The sequence below is a fragment of the Chitinophagales bacterium genome, assembly GCA_041392475.1.
Taxonomy (GTDB): domain Bacteria; phylum Bacteroidota; class Bacteroidia; order Chitinophagales; family UBA2359; genus JAUHXA01.
The window spans coordinates 2,261,640-2,285,712 of record JAWKLZ010000002.1; the positions used below are offsets into that span (position 1 = coordinate 2,261,640).

13 protein-coding genes are annotated in these 24,073 nt (G+C 37.3%); 8 read left to right on the forward strand and 5 right to left on the reverse strand.

The window, feature by feature from the left end; translation table 11 throughout:
- Positions 1-141 precede the first annotated feature (141 nt).
- The 5 genes from R3E32_22420 to R3E32_22440 all read right to left on the reverse strand — a co-directional run bounded on the left by R3E32_22420 (position 142) and on the right by R3E32_22440 (position 9,750).
- Positions 142-4,101 carry a hypothetical protein gene (locus tag R3E32_22420; GenBank protein MEZ4887505.1) on the reverse strand — a complete coding sequence of 1,320 codons (3,960 nt, stop codon included), beginning with the start codon at positions 4,099-4,101 and terminating at the stop codon, positions 142-144.
- Between the two features lie 313 nt (positions 4,102-4,414).
- The gene (locus tag R3E32_22425) at positions 4,415-5,170 is read right to left on the reverse strand and encodes a response regulator transcription factor (GenBank protein MEZ4887506.1); all 756 of its coding nucleotides are present in this window, start codon (positions 5,168-5,170) and stop codon (positions 4,415-4,417) included.
- Between the two features lie 382 nt (positions 5,171-5,552).
- On the reverse strand, positions 5,553-7,415 hold the full coding sequence (locus R3E32_22430) for a tetratricopeptide repeat-containing sensor histidine kinase (protein MEZ4887507.1): 1,863 nt from the start codon (positions 7,413-7,415) through the stop codon (positions 5,553-5,555).
- A gap of 133 nt (positions 7,416-7,548) precedes the next feature.
- Positions 7,549-8,730 (reverse strand): AAA family ATPase, encoded by a 1,182-nt coding sequence (locus tag R3E32_22435; GenBank protein ID MEZ4887508.1) that lies wholly within the window; start codon positions 8,728-8,730, stop codon positions 7,549-7,551.
- A 96-nt stretch (positions 8,731-8,826) separates the two neighbouring features.
- A complete protein-coding gene (locus tag R3E32_22440) occupies positions 8,827-9,750 on the reverse strand; it encodes an OmpA family protein (protein MEZ4887509.1) in 924 nt (307 codons plus the stop codon).
- Between the two features lie 445 nt (positions 9,751-10,195).
- Here R3E32_22440 and R3E32_22445 point away from each other — a divergent pair, with 445 nt between their 5' ends.
- From R3E32_22445 to R3E32_22480, 8 genes are all read left to right on the forward strand, one after another.
- The gene (locus R3E32_22445; protein MEZ4887510.1) at positions 10,196-11,305 is read left to right on the forward strand and encodes an NAD(P)/FAD-dependent oxidoreductase; all 1,110 of its coding nucleotides are present in this window, start codon (positions 10,196-10,198) and stop codon (positions 11,303-11,305) included.
- 87 nt (positions 11,306-11,392) lie between these two features.
- Positions 11,393-11,812 carry an SPOR domain-containing protein gene (locus tag R3E32_22450; GenBank protein ID MEZ4887511.1) on the forward strand — a complete coding sequence of 140 codons (420 nt, stop codon included), beginning with the start codon at positions 11,393-11,395 and terminating at the stop codon, positions 11,810-11,812.
- A gap of 97 nt (positions 11,813-11,909) precedes the next feature.
- A complete protein-coding gene (locus tag R3E32_22455; protein ID MEZ4887512.1) occupies positions 11,910-14,063 on the forward strand; it encodes an endo-1,4-beta-xylanase in 2,154 nt (717 codons plus the stop codon).
- A gap of 68 nt (positions 14,064-14,131) precedes the next feature.
- Entirely contained in the window at positions 14,132-14,500 is a 369-nt protein-coding gene (locus tag R3E32_22460) for a DUF983 domain-containing protein (GenBank protein ID MEZ4887513.1), read from the forward strand.
- Positions 14,501-14,739: 239 nt separating this feature from the next.
- Positions 14,740-16,476, forward strand: coding sequence for a solute carrier family 26 protein (locus R3E32_22465; protein ID MEZ4887514.1), 1,737 nt, complete (start codon positions 14,740-14,742; stop codon positions 16,474-16,476).
- 896 nt (positions 16,477-17,372) lie between these two features.
- Positions 17,373-20,729 (forward strand): VCBS repeat-containing protein, encoded by a 3,357-nt coding sequence (locus R3E32_22470; GenBank protein ID MEZ4887515.1) that lies wholly within the window; start codon positions 17,373-17,375, stop codon positions 20,727-20,729.
- A gap of 106 nt (positions 20,730-20,835) precedes the next feature.
- Positions 20,836-23,472, forward strand: coding sequence for a CHAT domain-containing tetratricopeptide repeat protein (locus R3E32_22475; protein ID MEZ4887516.1), 2,637 nt, complete (start codon positions 20,836-20,838; stop codon positions 23,470-23,472).
- Positions 23,473-23,589: 117 nt separating this feature from the next.
- Entirely contained in the window at positions 23,590-24,072 is a 483-nt protein-coding gene (locus R3E32_22480) for a hypothetical protein (protein ID MEZ4887517.1), read from the forward strand.
- Position 24,073: the final 1 nt, after the last annotated feature.

A 24,073-nucleotide genomic window follows, 5' to 3' on the forward strand; every position in this document is an offset into this window, starting at 1 on the left:
AGGACACTAAAATCTTCACAAGAAATTAATAATAAACATTTTGTGATTTTTGAAATGTACCAATAATTTTGATTAGGTACTTATTTAGAGTACAGTTTGCGTTAAACAAATCGCAAAACTGTTTCAGGTAAAAAAAATATTCTATTCCAAGTCCTTTTTATTTACAAAGAACTCTTCAAATCCATAAAAAACTCTCTGAAATCCTTCAACTTCTGAGTCTTTTATTTCCATATTTTGCTTTAAATATAACAGAGGTACCTTCAGTTTTACATCTGAAGACAGTTTGGGTGCTTCATACAAGCTTACAAATTTTGCAGAAGACACAGTTTGTTCAATATCTGCATCGATGAAGATTGGTTTGACTCTAAAATCTCGCCCATTGAAAATATCAACGTTTAACTCTAAAGTATTTCCTTTAGCACTTGCAGCCAATTTTGTCGGTTGTGTTTCCCAATGTGAAAATGCTCTTGAAGGATCTACTGACTTTGCTTCCAAAGAAAAGTTTTTATTTTCCATAAGTACATTGTATTGGCTGTGGCTCAGCGTATCAGTTTTATTATCGTTAGTATTTTTAACAATCAGTCTTGCAGCTGAATCATTGGTATTTAGGCGAAAGTCACATACTTTTTGCTTGGTGACAACATCCTCGTAATCTCTTCTCACATTAAACTTTAGTTTCAATATTTCAACCTCACCATCCATGTTTTCCATTTTGGCGGACAGCTTTATTTTTGACCATGCTGGCTTGAGGGTAAACAGATTGTTGTAATTTACCTTGCCCCCATCGCCAATTAAATAATTAATCATATTGGCATAGATTTCAGAATTTTGACTTGCATTGGATCGCTTAGCTTGTTCATTTGAGCCACTTTTCGGTGCGCTCAAAGTCCAAGTCCATTTTTCCAAAGAATTTTTGTCATCTTCAAACAAATAGAACTTATCATCTTTTCGCAATACTCCTTTGTTGTCAAATGTTATCGTCAAATCAATTCTTTCGCTTCCTTTGAGGGGGCGAGATAACTCAAAATCTTCCAACTCAAATGAGATGATGCGTATATTGTTTTTGTCTGGCTGTACGATTGCATCGTTAAAATCATTGTATAAGTCAATGGTATAATATTTTTCGTCATTCAATGCTTCTAATGCGTTTTTGCTGTTCACAAATATTTTCGCTCCGTAGTATTCTCCCTCCTCATTTTCTGCATCTTGCTTATGGGTATTGGTGGCATGTGAAACAATTGCATTCTTTATGTTTTTCAAGCTGTTGCTATACTCCTGTTTCATTCTGTCTATTTTTGCAGAAATATCATTGGTAGATTTTAATTCTCTCGAAAATAGCTTTCTATAGTTGGCTACCTCATAAGGATAAGGCTTCAATGTGGTATAGTTATATACTTTGATCAGTTGATACTCCATCCATTTTAATCTTTCTAAGGACTGGGTTTGAATAAGAGACATGCTATTAGCCAGTAAAGGGTCCATATAGGCTTCCTCATCGGCTAAAATATTATTCAGTTCGTGTTTCTGATTGCTGAGGTTAAAAATTTTGCTGGTGATTTCCCCCTTATTCAGCAATTCCTTTCTCAATCTTACTGCAAACTTGCCGTTCTCACGAGCATTGTATTTTATCTCTTCTCCTATCAACCTGTATTCTTGTGACTTATTTATCACTCTATCAATAGCATTGTTGAGGTAAGAAGTGTTGACAAATGTGCTGTATATCTCTTCTCCTCCTTTTAGAGCGAAAGATGCCATGGCGTTTATCTTTTCATTTTTTTCATTCAGTTTATTGATTTTTCCTTCGAGTTCTCCTTTCTTTTCCTTGTATTGTTCGAGAGACGCTGGAAGTTTGGTCGTGATGTAATTGCCCGTAGTATCTACTTTCCAACCATTGAAGCCTTTTTGGAATATATTATTGTTTTTGCGGTACTCTAAATCAGCCAACTCACTCTGAACTGGTGCTAATTTGTTTTCACGCACTTTGTCCAAAAGAGGCACAATGTTTACCTCTTGCATCACAGCTTCTGCGTTTTCTGCTTTAGAATATATTTTATCCGATGCTACGCTCCCTAATTTATCTACCATAGAGTAAGTAAACTTTCCAGCAGCAGGTCCGCCATAAGCTGTTGCTACACAAGCACCTGCTACAGCTAAGGTTTTGGCACCAATTCTCACCCATTTTTCTTGTTCTGCATCCTTTTTCGCTTTTTCTCGAAGTTCTGTTTCCTTCTTTTTTAATTTCTCTTGTAGTTTTTTTGCCTCTTTTGCCAAACTTTCGCCCTCTTTACCCAATTCTGTTAATTGGGTTTCATTCTTGCTTAAATCGTCAAAATTTTTGTCTATTGCAGTATTCAGACTTGTCATCAACTTCGGAATGTCTTTAACCAGTTTTGTTCGGTCATTTATATTTTTCATCGCATCATTGGCTCTTATATAAAGCTCCAAATCTTCATCAATATCACTTTTCACCAATTGATTGATGGCTGGAAAAGATAAAACAGGTCTGTACCCCATCGGATTGTCGAATTCATCGAGGTATCGTTCATTTACATTTTTCGATGCCTGTGCCAAATCACCTCTTAGTTTCTTCGCTTCTTCTAATTTTAGTTTGAAAAAAGTTTTTTCATCCTCGTCAGAAGCATTGTTTAGGTTTGTACTAAACTCCTTCTCAAGGTTGTTCACTCCTTCACTGATTACTTCAATAGATTTCGATATTGAACTTTTATCATCTTGTGATAGACTTTGATAGTCTTTTGTTTTGTTTTTTTCTAAAATCAGTTTGTGTTTTAAATATATAATGGAAGGAGTAAAATTATTTTTAGTGGATCGTTCGTTTGTCTTTACTTTAATGGGGGGTGAATAGGAATAATGATCGTACAGATTGTTGAACTTTCGAAAATTATTTTCTCCTGTAGGTGTATTGACTTCATCAAAAAGAACCCATTCCCAACGAAAATTCTTAATCCAAAAATCATCACAAACTAAAGCCCCCCATTTCCTATACATATAATTATCACCCACTCCTATAACATATTTCTTTTTTTGTGTTACTTTAATATCCCCTTTTATGATATCCCCCTCTGTACTATATTTCAAAGAAATATCATCGATAGATGGCAAAGTCGATTTATAGTAAGGTCCGTGATGCCCCTGATTACTCCAGTGAGTATAGATATTCAAATCTTCTGAAGCAACCCAAACATTCCCTGCCATTCCTCCCTTCCCATAATCTCGATGTGAAAACTTCAATCGTGTATCTGCAAGTGCGTCTATCAAATTAGATATATCTTTTCCGTCCCATTTAAAATTATCATCGTTTGTACTTAATGTAGGTTTTTTCCCAGCTTTCTCACATCTTTGGTCTTTATTGGTAAATACAATTCCTATTGTATTATAATTTTTATCAAAGTCCCATCTCTTGCTACAGTCACCAAATTTTTCATCTAAATGAGGATAGCAACGATATACTTCAACGGATTCCATGGTTTTAGGAGGAGTAAAGCTCACTTGTGGAAACAGAACTCCAGCCCCATCTGAGCCATTTGCTTCTAGGTGGACATCTTTTATTGATTTTGTAATGATTTTGATATCTCCCGCCTGCAATCCATCTTTTCCTTCTATGGCTAATTTATCCTCTTTCCATGGGCGTGGGTCGGTTTTCAATATGGATTTATTGAGAAAGTTTACGTTTCTTGCGTGAATCAGAATATCTACTTCTGGCAACCATAAGGATTTGTTGAGTGTAAAGACATCACAGTGTATCTCTAGTTTTTTAATCACTCGCTCATTTGAGTCACGGTAACGTTTAGAGGCATCTATTTTTGAAACATCTAATTCAGTTAATATATCCGATGTTTCTATGTATTTGGTTAAAGTATCAGAAGTGATGATGTCGCCAATGATTATGTGGCTATCAACATCTTTGTAAAACACCGTTTCCTTTAGTTCATCTTCTTTTGAAAACGTGATATTCGTGTGCAGTACATCCAAATTGGGTATGAGTACTTCGTAAGGCTGAGTATTGTCGACATTGTAGTTTTGAGCGGTCAGATTTGTCAGAAAAAAAGATTGTATGAGGGCAATGCCTAAGAATAAGCTCATCTTCCCAAAAGAAGAATTGTTGGTTAAAAAATTTAGAAAGGCTTGTAAATTTGAATGTTTCATTTTTTTAATGAATTTAGTTAATGATAGAAATTGGCATGAATTCGCTTTTTTGTTACGCAATAAAATTAAAATAATGCCATAAGAGTAAGTGTTGAAATTGTTAATCGCATGTTTGTAATTGTTTTTAAGTAAATAAATTAAATGAACGTTTGTTATTGACGTAAAACCTCCAATGGGCAAAACCATTGGAGGGGCTTCAATTATTGCCGAATAAAATGTTGTTATTGTCCTTGTTGTTTGAGTTGTTGTTTCATCGCAGTGATTCGAGCAAAGCAGCTAGGGGTTTTCGTTTGGTTCGGCTAATGGGAATTGTATGTGATTTGATTTTCAATAGATTAGAGGCAAAGTCAACCGCATCAATACAAGCAACTTGCACGATGAATTGCCGATGAATCCGTATAAATAGCTTTGAAGGCAGCATTTTTTCCAGTTCGCTGATACCGATTCGAACCGTAAAAGCTTTTTCCGAAAGTAGGTAACATTCGCAGTAATTGTCATTGGACTTGACAAAGGCAATTTTTTTGATGTCGACCTTTTGTATGGTATCTTTTTGCTTAAAGAAAAAATAGTTTTTGTGAACAATGTTGCTTTTTCTACTGGGAGTGTTGGCGTTTTGATTTTTGAGGGTATAGGCTTTTGAAATAGACAATTCTATGGCTGATTTCAGCGATATTTTAGCGATGGGCTTCACCATATAACCAATCATATTCGACAGGCTTTTGGCTTTTTCATAGTATTGTTGGTCATTGAAGGAAGTGATGTAAAGAATCGGAATTTGTAAGTCTTTGATTTGATGCCCAACTTCAATGCCCGATAAATCTCCTTTGATGCCAATGTCCATCAAAATGAGGTCGGGATGATTTTCGTAAATGACCTTCAATGCCTCATCGGAATTGTCGACTTGCGCCAATACGCTGTAGTTCAATTCTTCCAGCAACATTTGCAGCTCAAGAGCAAACGAAAGGTCGTCTTCTACTATCAGTATTTTTAAGCTAAAATCAGACATTGTGTTTACTTAGGATTGCCAATAAAATAACTTCTCGATTTCTTTAACTACATCCCCCTTGCCCCCTTCAAAGGGGGAATTAAGGTCGGTAACTTATTTTATTAGAGTTACTTAAATGAAATAATAGGGAGGGCTTGGGCAAGAATGAAATCAGAAAAAAACAAGGAGCATACTGTTAGTAAACAGATTTTGAAGGTGTTGGAGTTGCTTAAGTATTTGATAAATAACATACGATTAAATTTATATTGGTTTAAATAAATAATTATTCGTTTTTTATCAAAAATATACCATGCTTCCCTATTTAGAAAGAAAAATGTGGCGAATGGTATGTATAATGTGGCGAATGGTAAATTAGGTAAAAAATTATAATATGAGTCTATTTTCAAGCCCTCGGTAACAAAACCTTGAAGCTTGTACCGCTACCCAATTGACTGAATACTTCAATGATTCCTTTGTTGAATTGGACGAGTTCGTTGATGAGGTACAAGCCCATTCCCGTACCTTTTTCGCCAGCAGTACCTTGGGTGCTTTTGTCTTTTTGGAGGAGGAAAATATGAGGAAGTTTCTCTGGTGAGATGCCGACACCTGTATCGGAGATTTGGAGTTGAATGTTGGAGTCCACAGCAAAAGCGGTGATGTTCACCTTCCCTCCATTTGAAGTGAATTTGAGCGCATTGTCCAGTAGATTTCGGACAATCACTCGCAGGGCATTTTCATTGGCATAGACAGTGAGATTTGAATCTATATCTGTCAGCAGTTCGATGTTTTTTTCTTTAGCCATATTGTCAAAAAGTTCGCCAATCTCGCATACGATAGCTGCTATATTTACGGATTGAGGATGGTAGGATAGAACATCTTTTTGCAGAATTGCCCAGTTGAGCAGATTGTCGGTGAGTTGATTGAGGGCGAGGGCTTCTTGCTCTATTTTGTTGCCCAATCGAATGAGGGTAGGATAGTCTTGTTTTTTGAGTAGATAGTTGACCTTCCTGCCGATTCCTCTAAAAGCGATGGCGGGTTTTCGCATATCGTGACCGATAATGGAAAAAATCTGGTCTTTGGTTAGATTGAGTTGTTCGAGTTTCTCTTTTTGCGCTTTGATGGTCTCCAAAAGTTCATTTTCCTTCGTCAAACGGGCGATTTCTTCCTCTCGCTTTTCGGCTTCAAAAGTCGTATTCAGTTCCGCTATCTTGTTTTGAGTTTCTACAGAGTACATTTCTTCCTTCAATGCCGTGTATTTTTCATACGCTTCAAGTGCTTTTTCAAAATTGCCTATTTTTTTGTTGCAATCATAGAGTTGAAAATAGTCGTCTTTTTCTATGTCTTTCCGACAGCCATATTGTTTGGCAAATGCCAATGTGCGTTCATAATGATGGATTGCGTCATTAAACCGTCCACAATTATAGTAAAAATTAGCCATGTATGAGCAAGTCTCAGTTATGTTTTGTAGGCTTCCTAATTCCTTTGCCAGTGCAATACCTTTATGAAGATACTCCCTCATAACTTGTTCCAATTTGGAATATTCTGCTCTATTCACTCGCTTGTCCAAAGCGGCTATCGAAATCGCCCGTTGCACCCCCATATAAGCATACAACAAGATATATTCATTATTTTCTTGAACAGCCCATTCCTCCAGCTTACCATAAGCTTCCCTCGCCTCGTAATACTTGAATTCTTGAACAGTCGTATCTCCTTCTAATATCCATGCTCGTATTTGGTTTTTTGAGGTCACATAGTTCAATGCTTCCTTTGCATAGCGTATTCTATCTTCCCGATTTTCGGACACAATAGCCGACATGTAATAATAATGGTCAAAAATCAAGCTTTTGTTTTCTAAATACTTAGCGGCTTCTAAGCCTAAATCCAACAATTCAACAGCCTCATGCACCCTGCCTAAACCAAACAAGTGTTGCGTTTTGGAGAGTTGCAATTCTAAGCGATATACCACATCCTGCTCCTGCTCAAAAACCATCATTGCCCGATTATATACTTGACTAAAGTTGGTTGTATCATTTAAATAGAGCATTATAATTTCTCGCCAAGCTTTGAAGACACTTTCTCTGTCTCCAAACTCTTCAGCCAACTGTGTGTATTCTTCATGAAAAGCTCCATCTGGATCCAACTCCAATGAATTGTGATAGGGGGGAGTCGAAAAAACCTGCTGGTAGATTTTGAATCTTTCCTGTTTGGTTTTGCTCGGTATTTGACTGAGCAGCTTCTTTGCTTGTTGGGGGTTGAGGTGTTCCATATTGATGTACTCTTCAATTTTTTTTAAAATAAAAGATTGTTGAGTGTAGGAATTTCAAATTCATAAGTTTCTAATAAAAATGAGAATATATATATTTTATTTTTTAAAAACAATTTGATTAAACGATATTGTACTAAAGCCTTATCCATTCTTGTGTTTCCCAAGTTTCTACATTTCGCTCTTTCTTGGAGAGGTTTTCCAATAGGGAATCCAAAGACTTCTTTACTTCAATATTAGGGAAACCCAAAAAATAGGTCATTTCCCACTTCTTCTGTTTAGTCTTTTTGATGGTCAAATAACCTGTTTGAAACAACAAACCTACAATGTCAAGATTTTCGAGGGTAAACTTGTCAAAGAAAGTTTCAGGAACTTCTTTGTTCTCCAATTCACTAGGTTTGATTTGGTGGTTTCGAATGCTTTTCACCAAAAAAGTAGGCGTTCCTGTTGCAAACCAAAAATTGCGAAATCGGCTTTGCTCAAAGAAATTGAGCAGCGAATAGGGATTGTATAGGCGTGTATTTCCTTCAAAAGAATAGCCATCGTACCAAAGTTGAATACCTGTTAGCAATTCCTCTTTTGGCATTTGCAATCGTTCTGCACTGCGCTGAATATAAGGGTCAAAATATTGAAGCAGTTCTTTTTGTGTAATGCCTAGTAAATCATGGGCAACAGGTGAGATGGACAAATCGGTCAAGTTGTTCAAATCAGAAAACAAACTCACCTTGCTGAACTTAGAAACTCCTGTAACAAATAGGAATTGAATGTGTCCATTTTTTTCTAAATCCTTCAAAGGACTAAAAAAATCCCTCAATACTTCTTGATTTGCTTTGGCTTTAGGTATTTCTATCAAAAAATCAACGATAGGTTTATCGTATTCGTCCACCAATACCACCACGGGCTTGCCTTTTTGAGCAATTTGTTCCACCAAAGATTTGAATTGAAGGGAAAGAGAGACGGTAGGAACTTGAAGTTCATATTTTTTAGCATATTCTCCTATTTCATAGCTAAGATGTTCTTCCAAGTTTTCAACTCGATGTCCATAGGAGGCAAAATCAAACTGCAAAATGGGATAGGATTCCCAATTGTATTCCGTTTTTTGTGCAATAGCCAGGTTTTGAAACAGTTCTTTTTGCCCCGAAAAAATATATTGAAGAGTAGAGAGCAACAAGGATTTGCCAAAACGACGGGGGCGAGAAAGGAAATACAATTTTCCTTCTAATATCAATTCATAGATTTGAAGTGTTTTATCTACATAAATCAAATCCCTCTCTATGATTTCTTTAAAATTTTGCCGTCCTGTAGGTAATCTTTTCATTTTCCAAAGATAAAGAAAAGAAGTGAAAAAAAGAGAGGCGAGAAATGCTTAAATGCACACTTCTCGCCTCTCTTTTCTCGCTTCTAAAAATTTCAATTATTTAGGCGCATTATTCGGATTCAACAAGTCGTAAAACTGATTCAACTTTGGCAAAATAATGATTCTGGTACGACGATTAATAGAACGTCCTTCTGCATTGTCATTGCTTGCCAAGGAGTTGTACTCGCCTCTGCCTGCTGCAATCAACCTATTGGGATCAATCTTATATGCTTGTTGCAATACACGCACTACGGCGGTAGCTCTCTTCACACTCAAATCCCAGTTGTCTGTCATACAAGCATTTTTAATCGGCACGTTGTCTGTATAACCTTCAACCATTACCTCCAATTCTGGTCTGGATTCGATAATTTGGGCAATTTTACCCAAAACTTCATTGGCTCTTGGAGTCAATTCAGCACTACCACTTTTATAAAGCATCTTGTCAGAAAGATTGACAAATACCACTGTCTTATCCACTTTTATCTCCACATCATTGTCTTCAATACCTTCCTTCAATACACTTTTTAAGTTGAAGGCCAATGCCAAGTTGATAGAATCAGCCTTGGTTTTCGCATTTTGAAGTAAATGAATGTATTTATCTTTTTTCTCCAATTGGCTCAAGGTTTCCTTGATATTGTCATTTGCAGTTTTTGATAAAACCGTCAAATCACCCACTTGTGAAAACTGTTTATCTCTTGTTTCTTTCGCATCTGTCACTTGACCTTGCAAGCCCATAATTTGCTCCTCTCTGAGTTTCAATGAGCTATTTGCTGTATTGAGTTCGCCTTGCAATTTTACTTTTTCTTGCTCACAACCAGAAAGGCGATTCAAAGCTGTGCTCAACTGCTCTCCACATTCGGTTAAACCTTTATTGGCCTCATTCAGTTGTGATTGCAGCGCACTGTATTGTTTTTTACTCATACAAGAGGTCATGACAACCACCATACATAAAAATACCACATACTTCATTTGTGACTTCATAGAAAAAAATGATTTTTTAGGAAATTAAAAAAATGTTGATGATAAAAATTTAAGTAACTATTAGACTTCAATACTTGATTATGGTAACGGCATATTATTTGTTTTCAAAAAAATAATTAACCAGCTAATAATCAAATTTTTATGCCATCGATATTTATAGGAAAAATGGTAAAAGCCCTATGAATTCGTACAATGCAATAACCTTAATATTGCATTTTTATTTTATCAAAAAGAAGACTGCAACTATTTAATTTTCAATACATCGGGATATTTATAGGGTTGCTTAAAAACTATCTAAGCTAAAATCTAATTATTCATTTGTGAATGAATAATTTTTGATAATTATCTTTAATGACTACAATCCATCAATGTTAAAAAAACAAAATAAACCTAAGGAAGTTTAAAGGTAGATAAAATTTCAAGAGAAACAGGATAAAACAACAACATGAAGGATGTATTGATCATTGGAGGAGGATTAGCAGGACTAACAAGTGCTATACACCTTTCTAAAGCGGGGTTGCAGGTGATATTGATTGAAAAAAAATACTATCCACTCAATAAAGTTTGTGGTGAATACATCTCCAATGAAGTCCTCCCTTATTGGCATACTTTAGGGATTCACCCATCTACTTTATCTCCCAAAGAAATGACCCGTTTTCAACTAAGTTCACCCTCGGGCAAATCCATTGAAAAGCCTTTGGATTTGGGAGGATTCAGCGTCAGACGCTATACATTGGATGAATATCTTTACCAGCATGTTCTGCAAACCGACACAGAAATACACTTAAATACAACTGTCCAAAGCATTGAATATAAAGACGATTTTTTTGCAGTAATGACCACACAAGGAGTTATTTTTGAAGCGAAAGTAGTGATTGGAGGCTATGGCAAACGATCGTTGATAGACAAAAATTTGAAGCGGTCATTTTTTCAAGACCGTTCGTATTATATTGGTGTAAAACAATATTTTGAAATGCCTTTTCCCGATGATTTAGTCGCATTGCACAACTTTGAAGGAGGTTACTGTGGGGTTAGTAAAGTCGAAAACGACTGGGTGAATGTAGCCTATTTGACCACCAAGCAGAGTTTGCAGAAATATGGCACTATTGACAATTTACAGCAAAAGGCACTGAGTAGCAATCCTTTTTTGAAGGAAATTTTTGAATTAGGCAAACCCGTTTATGAAAAACCTTATGTTATTTCCAATGTTTCTTTTCAAACCAAACAACAAGTTTGCGACCATGTTTTGATGTGTGGAGATGCCGCAGGAATGATCAGTCCACTTTGCGGCAATGGAATGGCTATGGCAATTCATTCAGCTAACATCGCATCTGAAGTGGTAATAGATTTTTTGAATGGAAAAATAAGCAGAACATCAATGGAAGAACGGTATAAAAATGAGTGGAATGACTTATTTAAAAACCGTCTTTTTTGGGGCAGACACTTACAAAAATTCATGGGACATTCACTCGTTTCAGAATTTTCGGTGCGTGGGCTTCAATGGCTACCTTTTCTACTAAATGGCATTATTAGACAAACACATGGCACGAATTGAGTTTTTTTATCGTAGGAACGCAATTATTAACGTTCAAAGCAGTAAATTAGCTTCAATATTATTTTTAACCTAAAAAATACTAAGACAATGCTTAAAAACTTATTGTTTGCATTTTGTATCCTTTTTGTTTGTTCAGCTCAGTTTGGCTGCAAAGGGTCTAAAAAATCTGTTCAAACCCCTATATTGATTGGTGGGTTTGATAAAAAAGACATCTACTTCAAAGTACAAGTAGGCGCATTCACTACTCCAAAATCAGAAGATGATCCTTTCTTTGAAGGAGTTGCAGGAATGGAAGTGATGATGGATACTAGTCCTAATGGCTTGACACGCTATTCTACTGGTGAATTCAATGATTACGACGAAGCAGATGCACTAGAACAACAACTCAAAGCCAAGGGATATGCTGAAGCCTTTGTGGTAGCGTATGGGCGACGAGATGACGGCTTTGACCAACGCATCGAAATGCCTATGAAACAACTCATGGAGTTGTACAACAAGGCGAACTAGTACAGGAATTAGCAAATTAACTGTACATTCATCAAATGAGGGCAAAACCAAACATGCCCTCATCTGATGAATAGCAAAATATTTATACAGTGACTTTATGAAACACATCTACCTCCTTACATTGATTCTTTTACTTCTATCTGCTGTTTCAATATCGGCACAAGATGGCTATCATCAGCGATTGTTGACGCAGTTGGAGGAGGAGTATGGCTTGGTCGGTGGCGAATGGATAGTGAGTGGCAGTGAGTTTACGACCATGAGCAATGTGTTTTATTGGGGATTGAGCCATTATACACTGGAAGATGCAGAAGGACAAACATTTACAAAGTCTATTACAGCAACAGTAAGCGAATTGGCAGAAAATCCTTGGAGTAGTGGTGTGGGCATTATCAACAATCAACCCATTGAAGTAGGTGACAAACTTTTGATAGTGGTTTGGATGCGTGGCACTACTGCAACGGCGGAAGGAGCGTTTACAAGTATGTATTTTGAAGACAATACAAACTATGTGAAGGAGGTAAATATGGAAGCAAAAATCTCCAAAGAATGGCAGCAATATTTTATACCTTTTGAATCCAAACGCCATTTTGATTCTTGGGAGGCTCAGATTGCTTGGCACTTGAATTTTCATCTGCAAACCGTTGAAATTGGAGGTTTGGCAGTCCTGAATTATGGTAAAGCGTATGAATTTCTTCAACTTCCAGAAGAAACGAACCTAACCTACGATGGTAGGGCAGCAAATGCTGCTTGGCGCACTTCGGCGGCGGAACGTATTGATACACATCGCAAAGCCAACTTACAAATAACAGTAGTGGATGAAAACGGCAGGCCTATTCCCAACGCTACAGTTGGCGTAAAAATGCAGCAACACGATTATGCTTTTGGAACATCAATAGTCGGTTGTGCGGTTGTAGAAAACGATTGTCAGGAGGATATTTATCAAGAAAAAATCCTCAATCTTGATGGCAAAGGACATGGCTTCAATCAGGTGACATTTGAAAATGACATGAATTGGAATGTGTGGGAAGAAAACGAACTCAGCACACCTGAGCAAACAATTTCTGCTATACAATGGCTGGTGGATCACCATATTCAAGTGCGAGGCCGCACACTTGTAGAACCTTCTTGGGATATGATGCCGAGTGATATGATTGGTCATAGTGGAGATATCAATTATTTAAAAAACCGTATTGACCAACATTTAGAAAATATGCTTCACTTCCCTGCTATTGCAGAAAATGTGCAAGAATGGGATGTGATGAACGAACTGCTTGGAAATAGGAGTTTGGAATTTGCTTTTGTAGGAAAAAGTAACTACTTGACAGGACGTGAGTTATATGCCGAAATTTTTAAAAAAGCCCGTAAGGAATCTCCCGACATGATTGCTTACCTCAATGATTGTGTGGCAATTTGTGCAGACGAAGGTAATGGCAATGCCGCAGACTACAACCGCTTCAAAACTTACCTTCAAGAACTCATAGACAAAGGAGTGCAAATTGATGGAGTTGGTTTTCAGGCGCATATAGGAAAAAATCCTATTTCTCCCGAAACGATTTATAATACTCTGGAAAATTTTTATCAGACATTCGGATTAAAGATAAAAATCACCGAATTTGATATGGTACAAATGAGTAAGAGTGTATCAGCAGATTATATGCGTGACTTTCTGACAGTTGTATTTAGTCATCCAAGCACCGAAGGTTTTTTAATGGACGGTTTTTGGGATTCTAAACATGGCTTGGGTGATGCAGTGCTATTTGACAACAATTGGCATCTAAAGCCTTCAGGACAGTCATTTATTGACTTGGTTTTCAAAGAATGGTGGACAAATAAAACATTGCTTACCAATGAAAATGGTCGCATCAATATCCGTGCTTTCAAAGGTTCGTACAACATTCCCGTCAATTTCAATGGCGAAACCTATTCGACTACGCTTCAATTGAAGGCGGATGAAACTTTGGTTATAGAATTGCCAATTACAACAAGTATTGAAGAAATAGAGCACCAAAATCGGTTTGTGCTGTATCCAAATCCTTCAAATGGTACATTTGAACTTCAATACGATTTTCCACAAAATGGAACTTTGCAGTTTGGAGTATATGATATCTTAGGTCGTCCATTGCAAAATTTCTCCAAAAATGTCATTCCTCAAAAAATGTTTACCCATCCATTTGAACTAAAATCGGGCATTTATTTTGTGAAAGTACAAGATGGGCAGCGAATCATGGTAGAAAAAGTAATCGTGCAATAGCACTGTAACCAATGTTACTATGAACCATTGGCGTTTTGCGTATCTTTGTAGGATAAAAATACCACATCATGAAGCAAAGACTTTGGACCATTCTAAGTTTAAAATGTCCTCGATGCCACAAAGGAAAATTGTTTGAGAACCCCAATCCATACAATATCAATGATATTGATAAAATGCCTTCTCACTGTCCTGAATGTAACCTAAACTATGAACCCGAAATAGGATTTTGGTATGGGGCGATGTTTGTCAGTTATGCTGTTACTGCCGTTATTTTGATTGTAGTACTGGGTTTTTCCTTGATTCTGTGGGGCTACATTAGCCGAACTTATTTGTGGATTTGCATTGCTTTTATATTGTTAATTTGGCCTTATATGTTTAGATTGTCGAGGTCTATATGGCTAAATATCTCTCAGTTTGTAGATAAACACATACAATAAGAAATTGTAAAAAAATAGCATCCTCTTATTCCCTTTGCATTTACATGCTCAAAACTATTGGACTTTGGATGTACCAAAGGCACAAGGGCAAAGAAAAATATTTAATATTTGATACCCAACGATTTAAAATCAAATAATACAACTCCATAAACCTGTTGCGATCATTTATTTGAAATCTTTAGTCTTGCATCTGTCATCCAAAATCTAAATTACCTAGCACTTTTAGAATTTTTGCCAACATGCGACTAAAGAATTATATCCCTATTCTCCAATGGCTGCCAAATTATGATAAGAAAAAAATGCGTGCAGACCTCATTGCAGGTCTGACATCGGGCATTATGATTGTTCCTCAAGCGATGGCTTGTGCCTTGATTGCAGGATTGCCGCCTATCTACGGACTTTACGCATCTCTTATTCCATTGATTGTTTATGCCTTTTTTGGAACGTCTATGCAGTTAGCAGTTGGTCCTGTGGCGATTGTGTCTATGCTTGTAATGGCAGGAGTAGGTAAATTTGCAGAACCAGAAACAGAGTTATTCATTCAGTTGGCCATCTTTACAGGATTATTGGCAGGACTGATGCAACTGGCAATGGGAATATTGAGATTGGGTGTATTGGTCAATTTTTTATCACATCCTGTATTGAGTGGATTCACTTCCGCAGCAGCATTGATTATTGGTCTAACGCAATTTAAGTATTTTTTGGGTATAGAGATTCCTAGAAGCAATTATATCCACGAAATTGTTTGGAATATTGGCCTTCACATTCAAGAAACACACCTTCTAACACTGAGTATTGGTATCGGTGGAATTATCTTGATTCAACTCTTAAAAAAAATCCATCCTGTATTTCCCTCTGCCCTTGTAACCATTATCATCAGCACACTTGCAGTATATGGTTTTGGCTGGTCAGAAATGGGTGTGAATACCATTGGAGAAATTCCCAAAGGCCTACCTCATTTTTCCATTCCCTCTTTTACTTTCGAACACTTCAATCAACTGATTCCCATTGCGATTACCATTGGTTTAATTAGTTTTATAGAGTCCATCGCCATTGCCAAAACGATGGAAAGCAAACACAAGAACTACAAAATTGATCCCAATCAGGAACTAATCGCTTTGGGTTTGTCCAAATTAATGGGCTCATTTTTTCAAGCATTTCCTACCACAGGAAGTTTTTCACGTACTTCTATCAATGACAAAGCAGGCGCACAAACCAATATTGCAGGTTTGATCAGTGTGGTTTTTGTCGCATTGGTATTGATGTTTCTGACACCACTTCTTTACTATATGCCCAAAACCATTTTAGCCTCTATCATCATGATATCTGTGGCTGGTTTAATTGATTTGCAGGAACCTAAATATTTATTTCGTAGTGATAGGAGCGATTTGATTATGTTGGTGATTACTTTCTTTGCTACCTTGATTATGGGTATAGGCACAGGTATTTTGATGGGTATTTTACTTTCTTTGGGTGAAGTTATTTATCGCAGCACCAAGCCACACATGACCGTACTAGGTCAGCTTCCCAACACTGTCTATTACCGCAATGTAAAACGCTATCCCGAAGCACTCAAACGCAAGGATATGTTGATTATTCGATTTGATGCCGAACTGTATTTTGCGAATGTCAATCACTTCAAAGACACCTTGGAAACATTCATAAATGAGAAAGGTAATCATCTGAAAGTGATTATATTGGAGGCTTCAAGTATACACGCTTTGGATTCTACGGGTATGCATACATTGGAGGAAGTGATTGAGGAATGTGCTCAAAAAGGAATAAGTTTCTATTTTACAGGTGTGATTGGCCCCGTTCGAGATGCTTTTTACAAAGGCAAACTCATCAGTACAATTGGTCGAGAAAATCAGTTTATGCGGGTACACGATGCAGTAGAATATTTCGATGAAATCACCCAATCCAGAATTGCAGAAAAAAACTTCAAAATAGCTTTGCAAACCAATTATGGGAAATAAAAGGATAGGCTATGTGATTATTAATTGGTTTTTCAACATGATTGTATTGAAGCAGTTAGTTGAAAAATAAGTTGCTATATATTTGATTTTTGCTTACTATATTTATAGCGTTACTATTCATCGGAATTGATTGCAGAATAGAAAGCATATCGTAGCAAAGTAATGATTCTGCACTAAGTCTCTAAAACAAACCTCCTTGATAAAGTAATAAAACGGAAATACAATACTTTTGGACTTTGGACGAAAGAAGTGAGAAGCGCAAGATGTAAAGGTTTGGTAATCAATGATTTACTTGTTTTTGTCGTTTAATCGTAAGTTATTCATTATCAATTGATTAATATCCCACTTCTCGCATCTCTGCTCCCTCGTCCAAAGTCTAAATACTTTAGAAGGTGACTTTGAGCTACTCTATAGTATCAAAAGCCACCTTTTTTAATTTCAAGTATCTTTAAACAAAAGGTTCTTTGATAATTTCTGCGGTGATGACACCAGCGAATCTATATTCGCTTTTCTCGTTGTTGATTATCAACACCTTGAAGATTTCGATGAGAGAGCAGAATATACATTCTGTGGTGTTGTGCAAAAATTGTCAGAGAACCAAACAAAAAAGGAAACCACCTCTCGATAGTCCCCCTGTTACACGTTTACCATCAATATTCTTTAAATTAAAACAGTAGGTTCAAGTTTGACTTTCTGCCATTAGATGTTTATTTTTGTTTGTATTCCGAAGGCGAAATACCATCGGAAGCATCAAACGGTACAATATTTTAGCACAGAAATTCAGAAATAAAAGCAGCGATCTGAGAGATAAGTCAATTTTGATTGCTGCTGGTCTCTGGAATTGGATTAAGGGAGTTGCCTTTAGTTAATCAGTAACAAATATAATATATAAACTGATGAATATTAATTTTACCTCTCAGGCTTTACTTTTTACTTTGATAGGATTAATTTCCTTGTCCTCATGTGGTGAGGGTGAGAGTAATACTGCTGGGACTGCAAAAGAAGGATTTCAAATTGAGTTTCGAGAATTGACTCCAGAAGAGTCAGGTATCGACTTTGCGAATACTTTTGATGAAAATAAGTTGATAGATCCATTCAGCTATGTCAATCTGTATAATGGAGGAGGAGTTGCTATTGGCGACATCAACAATGATGGATTGCAAGATGTCGTCCTAACAGGAAATATGGTTCCGACCAAGTTATATTTGAACAAAGGGGGGATGAAATTTGAGGATATTACCCAAAGTGCTGGTATTTCTTTTGACGGTTGGGCAACGAGTGTTACGATGGCAGACGCCAATAACGATGGATGGTTGGATATATATATATGTCGTGCTTATTATGCTCCCGCCTCTAAAACAGAAAATCTCTTTTTTTTGAACCAAAAAGACGGTACTTTTAGAGAAATGGCTTCTAAATTTAGTATTAATGACTCCAATTTGAGTATTGGAGCAGCATTTCTTGATTATGATTCCGATGGCGATTTAGATTTAATCGTTGCCAATCACCCTCGATATAGGCTTGTTGCCTTTGCTACACACATCAATTACTACCTACATCCTGTAAAAGAATTTTCGAGTAGATTATTTAGAAATGACCAACAAGGTTTTACGGAAGTGACAGAAGATGCAGGTATTTTGTCTTATGGATTTTGCTTGGCTGTCTCCACTTCTGATTATAATTCGGACGGATATCCAGATATATATTTGACCGTTGATCATGATGAGGGCGATATGTTATTTAAAAATAATAAAGATGGAACATTTACCAATGTCACTAAATCTTCGCTCAAGTTAGTAGCTCAAAGTGCTATGGGAATTGATGTGGGTGATTTGAATCACGATACACATCCAGATTATTCTGTGGTAGAAATGTCAATGACAGATTATTACCGTGATAAGGTAGCTATGGGTATGTCACCCATTCCGCATTATCGTTTTTTGACGGATTCGGTGGGTTATCCATACTACTCGATGCGTAATTTTATGTATTTGAATAATGGAAATGGCACTTTTACAGATATTGCTCAGATGTCAAATGTTCACAAATCAGATTGGAGTTGGTCAACGCTATTTATGGATGCGGATAATGACTCTTGGCAAGATTTGTTTATTTCAAATGGCTATTATAGAGACATTTATAATAAAGACAGGACGGCTATGCTTAATAAACAAATGGTGCGTTTAGGAGGTGATATGAAAGCCAAAAATAAGTTAGCTAAAGAATATGCACTATCCTCGCCAATTGATAAAATACCTAATTTCTTCTACAAAAGTAATGGTGATTTGACTTTCTCTGACTATTCAAAAGAGGTTGGTTTTACTAAAAAAACTGCGTCAACAGGTGCTGCTTATGGAGATTTGGATAATGACGGAGATTTGGATTTGGTAGTCAATAATGTCAATGCACCTTGTTCTGTATTTGAGAATCTAAATAACTCAGGTAACAACTGGTTGCGTATTCATTTTCATGCAGACAAAGGTTCTGTTAATTCTTTGAATTCAAAGGCGATTATCAAAGTAAATGGAGAAACGCAGTTTAGAGAATTGTTGACAACTCGTGGTTATCAAGGGTCAAGCGAACCTTATGCACACTTTGGTTTGGGCGATGCCGATAAAGTGGACGAATTGCAGGTGATTTGGTCGGACGGAAAAAAGCAAATCCTTAATAATGTCGCTGTGAATCAACTATTGACGGTCACTTACACAGAGGCATCTGGAACAGAAAACTATCAAAAGAACCTTGGTAATATGGCTAGTCTCGTAGCTACTTCGGAGTCAGGAATTGATTTCAAACACGAAGAAAAATTCTATGATGATTATGTCGACCAAATACTTTTACCACACAAAATGTCTGAACAAGGGCCGTTTATTGCCGAAGCGGATGTAAACAAAGACGGTCTTTCTGATTTTTATGTAGGAGCAGGTACAGAGCAAGCTGGCGCACTTTTTCTACAAACGGAGAATGGGAAATTCGCACGTAAATCAACACCTGCCTTCAACAAAGACAAAAAATACGAGGATGGTGGTAGTGCTTTCTTTGATGCGGATGGTGATGGTGATTTGGATTTAATGGTCGCAAGTGCAGGCTATCAATTTGATGCCAATAGCCTACTTTACCAGCCTCGTTTGTATCTCAATGATGGAAAAGGAAACTTTAGTTCAATAACTAATAATCTGCCAATCTGGACAAATAGTGGCTCTTGCGTGAGACCAGCAGATATTGACAATGATGGAGATGTTGACGTGTTCATAGGTGGCTTGCTTTCTCCTAAGCGTTATCCCGAAGCAGGAAAAAGTTGTGTATTTGTGAATCAAGGCAATGGTAAATTTGAGATTTACACAGACCCTACTTTTACCGATTTGGGTATGGTGAAAGATGCTATTTGGACAGATTTGAATCAAGACAAGCAAGCCGATTTAATTGTAGTCGGAGAGTGGACTCCCATTAGTTTTTTCGTCAATCAGAACGGAAAATTGGTCAACCAAACGGAGGATTACCTCCCAGATTCACCAAGTGGTTGGTGGAATTGTATCGAAACTGCGGACTTTGATGGCAATGGATTGCAGGATTTTGTGATTGGTAATTTGGGTTTGAATTATAAATACAAAGCCTCTTCCGAAAAACCATTTAAAGTATATGCAGATGATTTAGACGGAAATGGCTCGTTTGACATCATTTTGAGTTCTTATTATGGAGAAAAATTATTTCCTGTAAGGGGGAAAAAATGTTCGTCTGAACAAATTCCTGATTTGAAAAAGAGTTTTCCAACCTATCACGATTTTTCAATGGCGGAAGTTACCGACATTTATGGCGAAAATCTAAATAATTCATTGGAATTGAATGTAACAGATTTCAGAAGTGTGATTCTCTATCAATATGAGGCTGGAAAATTTTCTGTGCAAGAACTTCCGTTTATTGCACAGAAAGCACCCATTAATAGCATCGTTATTGATGATGTGAATAAGGATGGAAAAGACGACATGATAATTGCTGGAAATTTGTATCAATCTGAAATTGAAACAGGCAGGGCAACAGGAGGTACAGGGCAAATTCTGTTGAATACAGGAAATAAGACTTGGAAGACCTTAGAAGTTGAAGATACAGGTTTGTTCATTGATAGGGATGTAAAGTCTATGGCGTTATTGAATGTTGGGGAGGAGGATAAACCGTGGATAGTAGTAGGAAATAACAACGATTCATTGCAAATTGTCAAAATCTTTAAAAAGAAAAAGGTAGATATTCACAAATAGAGAGTTGTTGTTAAATGGCACTTTAAAATCGTAAAAGATTATGCCCCTTGTGTCCTTATGGTTACTTTACAGCTTCACAATTCCTCAATCACACAGTTCCAAAACCATGCAAAGTCACAAGTATCTGCAAACTATTCTCCAACAAACAACCCAACTTGTTGAACAACAGCAATATCAACAGGCTTCTTTCCTGCTTCAACAAACCATTGCAGCCCTTCCACTTGATTCGACTCAGGAACACATTGCAGCCATATATGCTCAGTGGGGTTTCTGCAATTATTATTTGGGACAATACAAAGAAGGTATCACCCATTTTGAAAGAGCCATTTCTGTTTACACCCAAATTCATGAAAATCATGAGGATAAAATTGCAGATTGCTACAATGACATGGGAACCTGTTATGGGCGTTTAGGCGATTATGAACAAGAATTGACCTGCTACGAAAAAGCATTGGTCATTCGGCTGCAACAACCCAATATAGAGCAAGAAAGCCTTGCAGAAAGTTACCACAACATCGGTCATGCGTATGGACAAATGAAGCAGTACGACAAACAGTTGGAATACCTTCACAAAACGCTGGAGATGAGTATTCAGCAACTTGGCAAAACGCATCTCGATTTAGCGTTTAGTTATCATAGCATTGCATGGGCGCATTATTTTTTGGAGGATGGCAAAAATGCACTTTTGAACCATGAAAAAGCACTGCAACTCCGCCAAGAAAACCCAACAACTGACCGACTGTTGATTGCTCAAAGCCACAATCACTTAGCATGGTACTGGTTTTATCTCGAAAAATATGAACTCGCCATACAGCACCATGAAAAAGCCTTAATTATTCGCCTTCAATACTTTGGCGCACTCCATGAAGACTGCATTATTTCCAATCACGGCATTGCCAAATGTTACCAAAGGCTTGGAAAGTACGACCTTGCATTGCAGCGACTTCAAAAATGCTTGCAAAATTTAGTGCCTGATTTTGGCGCAAACGATATTGGCGAAAATCCTTCCCTTCAATCCTACACCTTTCCCCTCCGACTGTATGAATGTTTGAGAGACAAATCATGGTGCTTTTACCTTCAATATCAAGTGTTTCCGCAATCAACTTCAACACTAAGACAAGCTTTTGATACTTATTTGCTGACCACCCAATTGATAGACCAAATCCGAAACAGCTATCAAGGAGAAGGTTCTAAATTGATACTTGCCGATGAAACAACTTGGCTATTCGAACATGCGATAGAGGCTGCAATATGCCTGCATGAACATACCCAAAATACCGACTACCTCGAAGCGGCATTCACTTTTTCTGAAAAGAGCAAAAGCCTCTTGTTGTTGAGTAGTTTGAAGGATGCGACTGCAAAAATTGCCGCCTCGATTCCAAATCATTTACTGCAAAAAGAACAACAACTCCGCACACAGTTGACGCAATTCGACCAGCAAATCACAGCCAAACAAGTAAGTCTCGAACACCAAAAATCGCAAAATTGGATGACAGACACCGAATTGCGTCAATTGCAGGGCAAACACTTCGACCTCCTTCAAACCTACACTGCTTTCATTCACCAACTCGAAAATGATTTCCCTGACTACTACCAATTGAAGTACGACATCACGACAGTTTCTTTGAAGGAAGTACAAAATCAATTGCCTGCAAAAACTTGCTTGCTGTCTTATTTTGTAGGTGAAAAGAAAATCTATATTTTTGAAGTAAGCACTTCAAAATCCACCTTTTCTGCAAAAGTTCACCACTTCAATAAGCCCGATGATTTTGGAGAAACGCTGGAAGAATATTTGGAAACTATAGAAGACATGAGCCGCAAACCATTCATTCAAAAGGCTTTTCAACTCTATGAATGGCTGATTGCGCCTACTTCCATTGAACAATATCCAATCGAAAATCTTGTCATTATTCCGCATGGTCAATTGAGTCAATTCCCTTTTGAAGCCCTCATCACCGAAGCTGTTTCACCCCGAACTCCTTACCCACGTTTGCCCTATTTGCTTCAACAATTTGATGTCAGTTATCACTATTCCGCCACCCTTCTTTGTCATTCTACTGCTCCTTCAAGCCATGTGTCAGAACCTCCAAGCTCCAATGGTTTTGTGGGTTTTGCCCCTGTTTACACCCAATTACAGTCCAAAGATTTACCCTATTTTGAAAATCTCTCCAACTTAGCCCTCGTTTACACCGAAAAAGAGGTGCAATCCATTCAGCAACTTTTTGAACACGAAGGTTTTACTGCAAAATCCTATTGTCATTTGGCAGCTTCAAAAGCACAATTTTTGGCTGCGATTGTGAACCAAAAATACATTCACATTGCAGCACATGGCATTGTAAATCAGCGACAAATGGCATTGTCTGGTATTTTGTTTTCACCCAAAAACACAACGGATGATTTGGAAACGGGAATGTTGTATATAGGGGAATCCTACAATTTGAAGTTGTCGGCAGATTTGGTGGTTTTGAGTTGTTGCGAAAGTGGGATTGGTAAGTTGGCAAGTGGTGAAGGAATGATGGCCATTAATCGAGGTTTCCTATATGCAGGTGCTAAAAACGTGATTTTCACCCTGTTCAAAGTCTATGATGAGGAATCAGCACAATTGACACAGTTGTTGTATGAGGGTATGTTGAAGGGTTTGAGTGTGGCTAAGGCTTTGGCGGAAGCAAAAAGGGTTTTGATTGAAATGGAAGATGTAATGCCGATTTTGTGGAGTGGATATGTGTTGATTGGGGGGGATTGATGCCTACCACATATGTTCAAAGCAAATTTCTACTTCGCTCTCCAAAACTGCAATTTTAACATTTTTCAATCGTTTTTAAGAATTAGCACTTCCTTCAAAAACATCAATCAACCTAACATGAAAACCAAACAAACATTTTTGGCAGTGTTTCTACTGCTCTTTAGCTGTACATTATTCGCCCAAACCAAAATCATCGCCCACAAAAGTCACAGCGGAAAACCATCAACTTTCAATGTCTTTTCGGCTCACAATTTTGGGATTACTCCCATCATCATCACGGACACTGTTATTCGTGTTACAGACTCCATTTTTGTGGCAGTCATGCACGAAGAATTTAGTAAAAGCACTTGGAGAGATACAGTAAGTTACAATGAACAAACCAAAAACTACTATTCACGTCACTATTATTTTGGAAAATCACTTGAAGTTCTACAAGCGGAAATGCCAAATACAGTATTCATTGGTTTTGAAGAAGATTCACAACTGCCTCCACAGATGCACTACTTTTATCCGCACAATCCCAATGCTAACCCCGATTATTTTCGTTTACCTCCGCCCCAAAAAAACACAAATGACCAGACTCCTGTGAAAAAGTATTGAC